Source organism: Selenomonas ruminantium subsp. lactilytica TAM6421 (assembly GCF_000284095.1).
In the GTDB taxonomy this organism is placed as follows: domain Bacteria; phylum Bacillota; class Negativicutes; order Selenomonadales; family Selenomonadaceae; genus Selenomonas_A; species Selenomonas_A lactilytica.
This window is the reverse complement of sequence record NC_017068.1, coordinates 1,598,641-1,611,600: the sequence shown is the minus strand read 5'-3', so window position 1 is coordinate 1,611,600 and position 12,960 is coordinate 1,598,641. Positions and strand designations below refer to the sequence as shown.

Below are 12,960 nucleotides of genomic sequence, written 5' to 3'. Positions count from 1 at the left end.
GTAGAATGATTGTTATTGGTATGCAAACCCCTGCGAAAAGACAGGGGTAAATGTGTTTGTATCGATGTAATATGACTATTGGAGGATTCACTTTGTCAGCTTTAAGCGCAGAACTGAATAAAGAAATTGAAAAGCGTCGTACCTTTGCCATCATCTCTCACCCGGATGCTGGTAAGACGACTTTGACGGAAAAACTTTTGCTCTACGGTGGTGCCATTCATCTGGCCGGTTCTATCAAATCCCGCAAGACCCAGCGTCATGCAGTGTCAGACTGGATGGAAATCGAAAAACAGCGTGGTATCTCCGTAACTTCGTCCGTGCTGCAGTTCGACTATGATGGCTGCCGCATCAACATTCTCGATACGCCGGGCCATCAGGACTTCAGTGAAGATACTTACCGCACGTTGATGGCAGTGGACAGTGCTGTCATGGTTATCGACGTGGCCAAGGGCGTCGAAGCTCAGACCAAGAAACTCTTCAAGGTCTGCAAGCAGCGCGGCATTCCCATTTTTACCTTTGTCAACAAGCTGGACCATTTCGGCAAGGCGCCAATCGATTTGATGGATGAAATCGAAAATGTGCTGGGCATCCGTTCCTATCCGATGAACTGGCCTATTGGTCAGGATGGCCAGTATATGGGCGTGTATGACCGCCGCAATGACAAGGTGCTGCTCTTTGCTGCTGACACCACCCATGGTCAGGAAGCCCGTGTAGCGGATGTCTTTGAGCCCAATGATCCGCAGGTTATCGAGCGCGTCGGTGAAGATGTATGGGAAGCCCTGCAGGAGGATTTGGAACTTTTGAATGAAGCCGGCGAAGAATTTGACATGGAAAAGGTCAATGCCGGTGAACTCACGCCGATGTTCTTCGGCTCGGCCATGACCAACTTCGGTGTGCAGGATTTTCTCGAAGGTTACATTTCCATGGCACCCACGCCGCAGCCCCGCAAATCATCGGATGGACTGATCCCGGCCAATGACGAGCAGTTCTCGGGGTTTGTGTTCAAGATTCAGGCCAATATGAACCCAGCCCATCGCGATCGTCTGGCCTTTATCCGCATCTGCTCTGGCAAATTTGAGCGCAATATGGAAGTATGGCATGAGCGTACGGGTAAGATGTTGAAGTTGGCTCAGCCCCAGCAGTTCCTGGCCCAGGATCGTCAGATCATTGACACAGCGTATCCGGGTGATATCGTCGGCCTTTTCGATCCAGGTGTGTTTGGCATCGGCGATACGGTCTGCGATGCTTCCCACAAGTTCAAATATGCCGATTTCCCGGTATTCCCGCCCGAAAAATTCGCCCGCGTGCAGGCTAAGGATACCATGAAGCGCAAGCAGTTCGTCAAAGGCATTGAGCAGCTGACGCAGGAAGGCGCCATCCAGCTCTTCCAGCAGGCTGGTGCTGGTACGGAATCCTACATCGTCGGCACGGTTGGTACCCTGCAGTTTGAAGTGCTGGAGTACCGTCTCAAGAACGAATATAATGTAGATATTGAAATGAATATGCAGCCTTATGAAGTTGCCCGTTGGATGGCCTTTGAAGATGGTCATGAAGTGACGCCGGCAGAACTCAAGGGGGCTGACCGCGGCATGTTCGTTTATGACCGTCACAACAATCCGGTGCTGCTGGTCAATAACGAATGGGCTTTGGGCTGGATTATGGATAACAATCCTGACCTTATTCTCAATCATGTACCTTTTGATAAGAAGGAAGCATAACACCTGACTTTCGGACTGTGAAAAAAGCAAGCCATTGCTTTTTTCACAGTTTTTATTATATCTGCGTACTGGGCACGGATATCGTCATATAAATCTTGTAAATCCTCCCGTTCTATGATATGATATAACAAGTATGGCATGTTTGCGGTTAAGTGCGTCAAATCATGTTCATACCTTGATTTAGACAATACAGGAGGTCGTTTCAGACAATGAAAGTTACGGTTGAAAATGGTGAAAACCAGCAGGTTACTCTGACGGTGGAGGTTGAAGCTGCGGAAGTTTCCAAAGCAGTGGAAAAGGCTGTAAAGCGTCTCAGCAACCGTGTAAATATTCCGGGTTTCCGCAAGGGCAAGGCTCCGCGCAAGATCATCGAGCGCAACGTGGGCATGGATGCTATCATGCAGGAAGCTTTCGACATCGTCGGCCCCAAGGCATTTGCTGATGCTCTCGAAGAGCAGAAGATCGAGCCGGTAAGCCGTCCGCAGATCGACATCGAAACCCTCGAAGATGGCAAAGATCTCGTCTTCAAGGCTACGGTTACGCCGCGTCCGGAAGTCAAGCTGGGCGATTACAAAGGCCTGAAGGTTGAGAAGAACGTGGAAGCTGTTACCGACGAAGATGTGGAAAAGCAGCTCAAGACGTTCCAGGATCGTCAGGGCAAGATGGTTGATGCTCCGGAAGGTTCCGAAGTCAAAGATGGCGATTTCACGACGCTGGATTTCGAAGGTTTCGTAGATGGCGAAGCATTCGAAGGCGGCAAAGGCCAGGATTATCCGCTGCAGATTGGTTCCGGCAGCTTCATCCCGGGCTTTGAGGATCAGCTGATCGGTGCCAAGATTGGCGAAGAGAAGGAAGTCAACGTAACGTTCCCGGAAGAATATCATGCTAAGGAACTGGCTGGCAAGGCTGCTACCTTCAAATGCACGATCCGCAGCATTAAGCAGAAAGAACTGCCGGCTATGGACGACGAACTGGCTAAGAAGGTCAGCAAGTTCGAGACGCTGGACGAGCTCAAGGCTGATATCCGCAAGAACCTGGAAGAAAACGCTGAGCGCAAGGCTGAAAACGACCAGAAGAGCGCAGCTATCGAAATGGCAACCAACAACATCACTGTTGACATCCCGGCTGTGATGATTGACAACCGCGTGGAATCCATGATCCGCGAAATGGCTATGCGTCTCGAACAGCAGGGCATGAGCTTTGATGCTTACCTCCAGTACGCTGGCACGGACATCAACAAGATCCGCGAAGATTATCGTGAAACGGCTGAGAAGAACGTTCGTACGGACCTCATGCTGGAAGAAGTTGCCAAAGCTGAGGACATCAAGGTTGAGGCGAAAGACCTCGACGCTGAAGTTGCTGGCATGGCTGCCGCTTATGGTGCTACGCCGCAGCAGGTTCAGAAAATCATCAAGGAACAGGGACGCGTTGGCGATCTGGCTGCAACGGTACTGCGCAAGAAGACGGCACAGTTCATCATCGACAGCATTGCCTAATCTTTCCCTGTATATGGGGGTATTCCAATGAATTATGTACCTATGGTAGTAGAGCAGTCTAACCGTGGCGAGCGGGCATACGATATCTATTCCCGCCTGCTCAAGGATCGGATCATCTTTCTGGGCGGTCAGATTGACGATAGTGTAGCCAATGTAGTAGTAGCACAGATGCTCTTTTTGGAATCGGAAGATCCGGACAAGGATATCTATCTCTACATCAACAGCCCCGGCGGTGTGGTTACCGCTGGCCTGGCTATCTATGATACCATGCAGTATATCAAGCCGGACGTGTCCACGATCTGCATTGGACAGGCGGCCAGCATGGGGGCAGTGCTCCTGACAGCTGGTGCAAAGGGCAAGCGCTTCGCTCTGCCCAACGCCCGGGTGATGATTCATCAGCCGCTGGGTGGTGCCCAGGGGCAGTCCACGGACATTCAGATTCAGGCCCGTGAGATTCAGCGCATCCGTGAAACCATCAATGATATCTTTGTTTCTTCCACGGGCAAGACCGCAGAGGAAATCAATAATGACACGGAACGCGATAACTTCATGACCGCAGCCGAAGCCAAGGCTTATGGCATTGTGGATGAAGTGATTACCCGTCCCAAAAAGACGAAGAAAAACGACGCTAAAGATTGAGGGGTGGTGTCATGTTGAAGTTTGGGGATGAAAAAGGTCAGCTCAAATGCTCGTTTTGCGGCAAGACGCAGGAGCAGGTAAGGAAGCTGGTTGCAGGTCCCGGCGTCTATATCTGCGACGAATGCATTGAGCTCTGCAATGAGATCATTGAAGAAGAGTTCAGTGAGGAAGCAGAGGTAGAACTGAAGGACGTCCCAAAACCGAAGGACATCCGCGCGATCTTAGACCAGTATGTAATCGGGCAGGACGATGCCAAGAAGAGCCTTGCCGTGGCTGTCTACAACCACTACAAGCGCATCAATATGGGCCTTTCCAAGGGGGATGATGTGGAACTGCAAAAGTCCAACATCCTGATGATCGGTCCTACGGGCAGCGGCAAGACGTTGTTGGCGCAGACTTTGGCCAAGATACTCAATGTACCTTTTGCCATCGCTGATGCCACGGCTCTGACCGAAGCCGGCTATGTGGGTGAGGATGTGGAGAATATCCTGCTGAAGCTCATCCAGGCTGCCGATTACGAAGTGGAGAAAGCCGAACGGGGCATTGTCTACATCGATGAAATCGATAAGATTGCCCGCAAGTCGGAAAATCCCTCCATCACCCGTGATGTGTCTGGTGAAGGCGTGCAGCAGGCCCTGCTGAAGATTTTGGAAGGTACGGTGGCGTCGGTTCCGCCGCAGGGGGGGCGCAAGCATCCCCATCAGGAGCTGATCCAGATTGATACCACGAATATCCTGTTCATCTGTGGCGGTGCCTTTGACGGCATTGAGAAAGTTATCGAAAGCCGTATCGGCCAGAAACAGATGGGCTTTGGCGCCAATATCAAATCCAAGAAGCAGCAGCGCAGTGTAGGGGAAACCCTCAAAAAGCTCCTGCCGGAGGATTTGCTGAAACACGGTCTGATTCCGGAGTTTATCGGCCGCGTACCGGTGGTAGTGACTTTGGATTCTTTGGACGAAGATGCTTTGGTCAGCATCTTGACCCAGCCGAAGAACGCTTTGGTCAAGCAGTATGCGAAGCTTTTGGAACTGGATGGCGTGAAGCTTTCCTTTGAGGATGACGCCTTGCGTTTGATCGCTAAGGAAGCCTTGAAACGCAAAACCGGTGCCCGTGGCTTGCGGTCAATCATCGAAAGCATCATGTGCAACGTGATGTATGACATTCCTTCCATTGAAGGTGTCACGGCCTGCCATGTGACCAAAGAGACGGTAAACAATAAAAAAGATCCTGTTCTGACCATCGACAAGAAGGTGCAGAACAGTGAAGCATCTGCCTGACTTATGGCAGGCGTAAGGCGAGGCGTTGCTGCGGCAGCGCCTTGTTTATATATTATTATTTTAGGAAAAAGGAGGGAGTCAAATGGCTGAATTGCGTACATTGCCATTGCTGCCCTTGCGGGGCATGGTCGTATTCCCTTATATGATGATTCATATTGATGTGGGGCGGGATCGTTCCATGGCGGCTATTGAAGAAGCCATGGTGGAAAACCGTGAGGTCATGCTTACGACGCAGACGGATGCGGAAGCCGAGGAATTCACCTTTGAAGAATTGTATCCCGTAGGGGTGGTGGCGGAGATCCGCCAGGTCATCAAACTGCCCGGTGATACGGTGCGCGTATTGGTGGAAGGCAAGCGCCGGGCACTGATCCATGAATTCCATGAGCAGGAGAATTTCGATGCGGTTGATGTAGAAGAATTCACCGACAAGATCGATACCTCCATGAATATGGAGGCGCTGAACCGCGCTGTCGTGCATCAGTTTGAGGAATGGGTGCGCCTGTCCAAGAAGATTCCGCCCGAAACCTTGGTTTCTGTGGCAATCATTGACGATGCCGGCAGACTGGCAGACCTTATTGCCAGCCATCTGAACCTCAAGGTGGAAACCCGTCAGGAACTCCTGGCGGCTATCGATGTCAAAGAACGTCTGGAAAAACTCTATGGCGTGCTCACCCGGGAAATGGAAATCCTGCAGATGGAGCATAAGATTGGCAAGCAGGTGCGCAAGCAGATGGACAAGATCCAGAAGGATTACTATCTGCGGGAGCAGATCAAGGCCATCCGTCAGGAACTCGGCGACAGCAACAAGAGTGAGATTGACGAAGCCCGCAAGAAACTGCAGGAGGGGAATTACCCGGAATTCGTACAGAAAGCCGTGGAAAAGGAACTGAACCGCCTCGATACCTTCAGCAATATGCACGCGGAAGCCGGGGTGATCCGCAACTATATCGACTGCCTGCTGGAACTGCCCTGGAATGAGGAATCTGAAGATACGGTGGACATTGCCGTTGCCAAGAAAATCCTCGATGAAGACCATTATGGCCTGACCAAGGTCAAGGACAGGATCCTGGATTATCTGGCGGTGCATAAACTGGCCAAGGATAAGAGTGCGCCGATTCTCTGCCTGGTCGGGCCGCCCGGCGTAGGCAAGACTTCGCTGGCCACCTCCGTAGCCAGAGCTACAGGCCGCGAGTTCGTGCGGGCCTCCTTAGGCGGCGTCCGGGATGAAGCGGAAATCCGCGGTCATCGCCGCACCTATGTGGGCGCCATGCCGGGACGCATCATCGACGGCCTGCGCAAGGTGGGCAAGAAGAACCCCGTGTTCCTGCTCGATGAAATCGATAAGCTATCCGGGGATTACCATGGTGATCCGTCGGCAGCTCTGCTCGAGGTTCTCGATCCGGCCCAGAATTCCACCTTCAGTGATCACTTTGTTGACCTTCCCTTTGACCTTTCCAAGGTATTCTGGATTGTCACGGCCAATAACTTAGGCAATATTCCCCGTCCCTTGCGGGATCGCATGGAGATCATCCAGTTGTCCAGCTATACCGAGGTAGAGAAGCTGGAGATTGCCAAGCGCTATCTGGTGGCGCGCCAGCGTACCCAGAATGGCCTGAAGGCCAAGGATATCAGCTTCGGTGTCGGAGTATTGCAGAAGATCATCAGCGATTATACCCGGGAGTCCGGCGTCCGCGAGCTGGAACGGGAAATCGGCAGTGTCTGCCGCAAGGCCGCCCGCAAGATCGTGGAAGGTGAAGAAGCCCCCATCAAGGTCACGAAGAAAAATCTCACGGACTTTTTGGGCAAGGTGAAGTTCCAGGATACCAAGGCCAACAAGAAGCCCCAGGTGGGCGTGGTCACTGGTATGGCCTGGACAGAGGTGGGGGGGACCATCCTGCCCACGGAAGTAACCGTGCTCAAAGGCAAGGGCAAACTGATCCTGACCGGTCAGATCGGCGATGTGATGCAGGAATCGGCACAGGCTGGCCTGACTTATGTGCGCAGCCGCTCGGACAAACTGAAACTGGCCGAGGATTTCTATGAAAAAGAGGATATCCATATCCATCTGCCGGAAGGTGCCATTCCCAAGGATGGCCCGTCTGCAGGCATCACCATGGCTACTGCCATGATTTCAGCTCTGACCGGCAAAAAGGTCAGAAGCGATGTGGCCATGACCGGGGAAATCACCCTGCGGGGCCATGTGCTGCCCATCGGCGGCCTCAAGGAAAAAGTGCTGGCCGCTTACCGGGAGGGCATGAAGACCATCGTCCTGCCCAAGGACAATGAAAAGGATATTGACGATATCCCGGAAGTTGTGCGGGAGAAGCTGGAATTCAAGCCCGTGGAATCCATGGATGAAGTATTGAAGATTGCATTGTTGAAATAAAATCAAGCCTTCCCTCAGGGGAAGGCTTTTTAAAGGAGATGAATAAATAAATGAAAGAACGCGTAATCATCACCCAGGGCCAGTATGTGGCTTCTGCGGTGAAAAAAGATCAGTATCCTGAGGGCGACTTGCCGGAAATCGTTTTTATCGGCCGCTCCAATGTGGGCAAATCCTCCCTGATAAACTCCCTGACAAGAGTCAATAACTTGGCCAGGGTATCCTCCCAGCCCGGTAAGACGCAGACTATCAACTTCTTCGAGGTGGGGGTGAAGATTGAGGAAGCCGAGGAACGCAAGGCCTTTTACCTCGTTGACCTGCCCGGTTATGGCTATGCTAAGACTGGCAAGGAAAAGCGCAAGATCTGGTCGAAGTTTATCGAAGAATACCTCTTGAATTCTCCGAGGCTTTCTTTTGTCTGCCAGCTAATCGACAGCCGTCATGAGCCGATGGCATCCGATGTGGAAATGTTCAATTGGCTGGTGGATAACGGACTGCCTGTGTTGATCATCGCGACGAAGGTGGACAAGATCGGCAAGAATGAGCGCGCGAAGAATATCGCTGCCATCAAGCGCAAACTGGGAATCAAGGAAATTTCTGTGCTGCCGTACTCTTCCCTGAAAAATGAAGGCCGTTCAGATTTACTTGACGTTATCGGGGATAGTCTGCTAGAATAAGAATAGAAAATATGAATCGGATTCATATTGCGCAAAATCAATGGGAATTGCGAAAGAATCTCGATGACGGAACAGGGGAGAGGGATTGTTATGATGGCTTTGACGGATTTCGATAAATCCTTATTGAATCTGCTGCAGGGGAGCCTGCCTGTCTGCAGCCGTCCATTTGCCAGGCTGGCAGAAGAACTGGGCACCGATGAGCAGACGGTGCTGACGAGGGTTCAGGAGTTGAAACAGGAAGGATATCTGCGGCGTATTGGCACGTTTTTTGACTCCAACAATCTGGGCTACAAGGGCACCTTGGTGGCGCTTAAGGTTGAACCGTCAAAGATGCAGTCTGTGGCTGAGGCCATCAATCACTATCCCGGCGCCACTCATAACTATGAGCGGGAGGGGCGCTATAATCTGTGGTTCACTCTGTTGACGCCGAATCTGGAAACAGAGACGAAGATTCTCAGCGAAGTCCAGTCCCTGAACGGGGTGGAGGATATGCTGAATCTCAAGGCTAACAAGAAATACAAGATCAACGTACAGTTCAAACTGCATTAAGGGGGGCAGGACATATGGCAGCAAAAGTCTTAGAAGAAATCAGTGAATTAGATAAGCGTATTGTCCGCGCTTTGCAGGGGGATTTCCCCTTGGTGGCAGAACCCTATAAGACACTGGCGGAGCAGGTAGGAGTCAGTGAAGAGATCTTTTTGGAGCGCGTCAAGGCCATGCAGGAGACGAAGAAAATCCGCAAGATGGGCGCTGTGCTGTGCCATCGGGAAGTGGGGTTTAAGGCCAATGTCCTGGTAGCCTGGGAAGTTCCTGCTGATCGGCTGGATGAAATCGCCAGGCAGATGGCAGCCAGTCCTGCTGTATCTCATTGCTATGATCGCAATACGGCCCCGGATTGGCCCTATAACCTCTATACCATGGTCCATGGCCATAGCCGGAAAGAATGCGAGCAAGTGGTGGCTGACCTGGGAGAGGCCTGCCATGTCAGCAATCATGTGATGTTATATTCCCGCCATGAGTGGAAGAAAACTGCAATGCGGTACTTTATGGAAAACTGAAGAGGTCGAATAAGGGAGCCTGACAAGTCAAAAATCTTGGCGAAGCAGGCTCCCTCTTTATTTTGTGGTATAAATATGTTAATATGTAAACAGTGTTTCGTCTAAAGATACAATTTTCATTTTATAAGCGAGGTAATCCATATGGTCAACAACAAAATGTATGAATTGGGTACGAAGAAATCCACCATCCGCACCATCTTTGAGTTCGGCCGTCAGCGGGCCGCTGAAGTAGGGGAAGAGAATGTCTACGACTTCAGCCTGGGTAACCCCAATGTGCCCACGCCGGAGTTTATCAAGGAAGCTGCGGTGGATATTTTGACGAATATGGAGCCTTCTGCTATTCACGGCTATACGGTGGCACCGGGCAATCCCGGCGTACGGGAAGAGCTGGCCAAGAGCATCAACAATCGCTTTGCCATGAATATCACGGGGAAGAATCTCTTCCTGACCGCCGGAGCGGCTGCTTCTATCACCATCTGCTTCAAGGCACTGTCCCAGCCGGAGGACGAGTACATCACTTTTGCGCCCTTCTTCCCAGAATACCGGGCCTTTGTGGAATCCGTGGGCGGCAAGCTCGTGGTGGTGCCTGCCCAGCCGGCAGACTGGCAGATTGACTTTGCAGCCTTTGAAAAGCTCGTGACCAACCATACCAAGGCAGTTATCGTCAATAGCCCCAACAATCCCAGCGGTGCTGTGTATTCCGAGGAGACCATCAAGAAGCTGGCAGAAATCCTTAAGGCCAAGGAAGAGGAATACCATCACCCCATCTTCATCATCTCCGATGAACCATATCGGGAAATCGCTTTTGAAGGTTACACGGTGCCCTATATCCCCAAATACTACGACAACACCCTGGTCTGCTATTCCTACAGCAAGTCCTTCTCCCTGCCGGGCGAGCGTATCGGCTATATCGTAGTACCTGACAGTGTAGCTGACTTTGGCAAGGTTTACGGCGCCATTGCCGGAGCCGCCCGCGTACTGACTCATGTCAATGCGCCCTCTCTGTGGCAGCTGTTGGTGGGGCGTTGTGCCAACAAACCTTCAGACATCAGCACTTATGTCAAGAACGGTCAGCTCCTGTATCAGGGCCTTATCGATGCAGGCTTTGAATGTGTCAAGCCCCAGGGTGCTTTCTATCTCTTCCCCAAGTGCTTGGAAGAGGATGATTATTCATTCTGTGAGCGTGCTAAGAAATATGATCTGCTGTTAGTTCCGGGCACTGACTTTGGCTGCCCAGGCTATTTCCGTGCAGCGTACTGCATCAAGACGGAGACCATCGAAAAATCTCTGCCTCTGTTCAAGAAATTGGCTGCTGAGTATAAATAAAGCAAGATAAAAAGTTCTGCCCCAACCTTGCAGATTGGTTGGGGCAGAACTGTTCTTTTCATTAAAATCAGTAGGAATTATCGCGGAAATATGGTATCATATATTTTAGCTTAAATTATCAGGAGGGATTCTCATGGTAAGTGAAGAAACGATGATGTTTAAAATTGGCGGAGAGGAAAACAAAGCCGAGACGATTATCCGTCAGGCCAGTGCCGCCATGGTGGAGAAGGGCTATAATCCCGTCAATCAGCTGGTGGGGTATCTGCTTTCCGGCGATCCGGCCTATGTGACCAGCTACAAGGAAGCCCGGAGCCTTATCCGCAAGCTGGAACGCGATGAATTGTTGGAGGAACTGGTACGTTCCTATTTGGAGAAACTTAAATGAAGCGATATATGTCGTTAGACATTGGTGACCGCACAGTAGGGATTGCGGTAAGTGATTTATTAGGCCTGACAGCCCAGGGAGTAGAAACTATCCGCCGGGGTGAGCTGGAAGCAGACTTGAACCGTCTGGACGAATTGATTGCTCAGTACGAAGTGGATGAGCTCGTGTCCGGCTATCCCAAGAATATGAATGGCACGGAGGGCGAACGCTGCCAGATTGTCAAGGATTTCATGGCCGAGGTCAGCAAGCGTCATCCGGATCTGCCCGTGCATTTCTGGGACGAACGGCTTTCGACGGTGGCGGCAACCCGTTCCCTGATTGAGGCGGATGTGTCCCGCAAGAAGCGGCGCAAGGTCATCGACAAGATGGCGGCAGTGTTTATCCTGCAAGGTTGGCTTGACAGTCTTCATTGAGATAGGATAAAATAAGTTATTGAGAAAATGTAAGAGGTGAAGAAAATGGCACATAAAGAAGATATGCAGGATGAAGAAGGCGTAGTCGTTGTCATGACCGATGAGGAAGGCAATGAATACTATTACGAAGAAGAGATGATCATCCCTGTAGGCGAGGAGAAATATGCTCTGCTGATTGGCATCCATAATGAGGAAGATGGTCATGACCACTGCGGTTGTGGCTGTGGCTGCGAAGATGAGGAAGAAGATGTCATCATCGCAAAGATCGTCAAAGGCGCCGATGGCGAAGACGAGTATGTGGAGCCCACCGATGAGGAATTCGAGGCGGTACAGAAAGCCTACGATGCTCTGGTTGAAGAATCGGAACAAGAGTAAATAGGTAGAAGCTGCCATTCAGTTTACGGATGGCAGTTTTTTTATTTTGCCAAAAAATATGATGGGGAGATGTTGGTGTGGGGGAGTTGCTTTCCAAGCTTGGGGAGTTCAAGGATAAACTGGGTAAATGGCTGCATGGTGAAGATGTGGCGTTGGGTAATATTCATGATGGGCAGAAAAGCAGCCCGTCGTGGCTGGGTTCTTTGACCTGGAAACATTGGACGGCTATAGCAGCTGCCTTTATGGTGGCGATTGCCCTGATGACGGCATTGTTTTTCAGTATGGACGATAAGGCTGTGCCCAAGGATCTGGATCCCAATCAGACGATTTTCGTATCGGTAAAGAAGGGCATGAGTGCCAGCGATATCGGTGATGAACTGGTCAAGCATGGTGTTATCACCAATAAGAAGAAATTTTGGCTGAAGGTCAAGAAAAGCGGTGCTGCCGACAAATTCAAGTCCGGAACCTATGCGTTCAAGCCCAATACGCCGCCGGAAGAGATTATTGCCAAACTGGTAGCCGGGGAAACCACCCAGGTGAAATTCACCATCCCCGAGGGGTTTGGCGTGAAGGAAATCGCCAAGCGGCTCAGCGATGAAGGGCTGGTGGATGAGGATGAATTCCTGCGCAAGGCCAAGGATTATGCGCCTTATAGCTATATCAAGCGGGATAAGGACATCCGCTACGCCTGCGAAGGGTTCCTGTTTCCGGATACTTATGTGCTCCATGAAGATCCATCTGTGGATGGCATCCTGAAGATGATGGCTGAGGACATGGATACCAGGCTGACACCGAAAATGCGGCAGCGGGCGGCAGAGCTCAATCTGTCCATCCATGAGCTCATAACCATGGCATCGCTGGTAGAAAAAGAGGCCATGTATGCGGAGGACCGGCCCATCATTGCGCAGGTGTTCTTCAAGCGCCTCAAGATTGGCATGCCTCTGCAGACGGATACCACGATTCAGTATCTGCTCGATGAGCCCAAGGAAGATGTCAGCATCAAGGATACGAAGATTGAGTCCCCCTACAATACCTACCAGATAAAGGGACTGCCGCCGGGACCGGTGGCCAGCCCCGGCATGGCAGCGATCGAGGCTGTGCTTTACCCGGCTGATACGGATTATCTCTATTTCGTAGCAGATCGTCAGGGTCATAATCATTATTCAAATACCTATGCTGAACATCAGCAGATTGTAGAACAGGTGCGATAATT

At 51.2% G+C, this 12,960-nt stretch carries 13 protein-coding genes; all 13 read left to right on the top strand.

Annotated elements, in window-relative coordinates; translation table 11 throughout:
- Positions 1-92 precede the first annotated feature (92 nt).
- On the top strand, positions 93-1,718 hold the full coding sequence (locus SELR_RS07900; protein WP_014424690.1) for a peptide chain release factor 3: 1,626 nt from the start codon (positions 93-95) through the stop codon (positions 1,716-1,718).
- A 209-nt stretch (positions 1,719-1,927) separates the two neighbouring features.
- Positions 1,928-3,214, top strand: a complete 1,287-nt coding sequence (gene tig / locus SELR_RS07895; RefSeq protein ID WP_014424689.1) for a trigger factor — start codon at positions 1,928-1,930, stop codon at positions 3,212-3,214.
- 27 nt (positions 3,215-3,241) lie between these two features.
- The gene (gene clpP, locus SELR_RS07890; RefSeq protein WP_014424688.1) at positions 3,242-3,853 is read left to right on the top strand and encodes an ATP-dependent Clp endopeptidase proteolytic subunit ClpP; all 612 of its coding nucleotides are present in this window, start codon (positions 3,242-3,244) and stop codon (positions 3,851-3,853) included.
- Between the two features lie 11 nt (positions 3,854-3,864).
- Positions 3,865-5,130, top strand: a complete 1,266-nt coding sequence (clpX, locus tag SELR_RS07885) for an ATP-dependent Clp protease ATP-binding subunit ClpX (protein ID WP_014424687.1) — start codon at positions 3,865-3,867, stop codon at positions 5,128-5,130.
- Positions 5,131-5,212: 82 nt separating this feature from the next.
- Positions 5,213-7,516 carry an endopeptidase La gene (gene lon, locus SELR_RS07880; protein ID WP_014424686.1) on the top strand — a complete coding sequence of 768 codons (2,304 nt, stop codon included), beginning with the start codon at positions 5,213-5,215 and terminating at the stop codon, positions 7,514-7,516.
- A 50-nt stretch (positions 7,517-7,566) separates the two neighbouring features.
- On the top strand, positions 7,567-8,190 hold the full coding sequence (yihA, locus tag SELR_RS07875; RefSeq protein ID WP_014424685.1) for a ribosome biogenesis GTP-binding protein YihA/YsxC: 624 nt from the start codon (positions 7,567-7,569) through the stop codon (positions 8,188-8,190).
- A gap of 90 nt (positions 8,191-8,280) precedes the next feature.
- Positions 8,281-8,739 carry a siroheme decarboxylase subunit alpha gene (gene ahbA / locus SELR_RS07870; protein WP_041914335.1) on the top strand — a complete coding sequence of 153 codons (459 nt, stop codon included), beginning with the start codon at positions 8,281-8,283 and terminating at the stop codon, positions 8,737-8,739.
- A 14-nt stretch (positions 8,740-8,753) separates the two neighbouring features.
- Positions 8,754-9,248 (top strand): siroheme decarboxylase subunit beta, encoded by a 495-nt coding sequence (gene ahbB / locus SELR_RS07865; protein ID WP_014424683.1) that lies wholly within the window; start codon positions 8,754-8,756, stop codon positions 9,246-9,248.
- Positions 9,249-9,389: 141 nt separating this feature from the next.
- Complete coding sequence (locus SELR_RS07860) at positions 9,390-10,574, top strand: pyridoxal phosphate-dependent aminotransferase (protein ID WP_014424682.1); 1,185 nt, start codon at positions 9,390-9,392, stop codon at positions 10,572-10,574.
- Between the two features lie 133 nt (positions 10,575-10,707).
- Positions 10,708-10,959 (top strand): IreB family regulatory phosphoprotein, encoded by a 252-nt coding sequence (locus tag SELR_RS07855; protein ID WP_014424681.1) that lies wholly within the window; start codon positions 10,708-10,710, stop codon positions 10,957-10,959.
- Positions 10,956-11,372, top strand: coding sequence for a Holliday junction resolvase RuvX (gene ruvX / locus SELR_RS07850; protein ID WP_014424680.1), 417 nt, complete (start codon positions 10,956-10,958; stop codon positions 11,370-11,372). The genes SELR_RS07855 and ruvX overlap by 4 nt, the downstream gene beginning before the upstream one ends.
- Positions 11,373-11,417: 45 nt before the next feature.
- Positions 11,418-11,747: a DUF1292 domain-containing protein gene (locus tag SELR_RS07845; protein ID WP_014424679.1), complete on the top strand. Its 330-nt coding sequence runs from the start codon at positions 11,418-11,420 to the stop codon at positions 11,745-11,747.
- A 77-nt stretch (positions 11,748-11,824) separates the two neighbouring features.
- Entirely contained in the window at positions 11,825-12,958 is a 1,134-nt protein-coding gene (gene mltG / locus SELR_RS07840) for an endolytic transglycosylase MltG (RefSeq protein ID WP_014424678.1), read from the top strand.
- Positions 12,959-12,960: the final 2 nt, after the last annotated feature.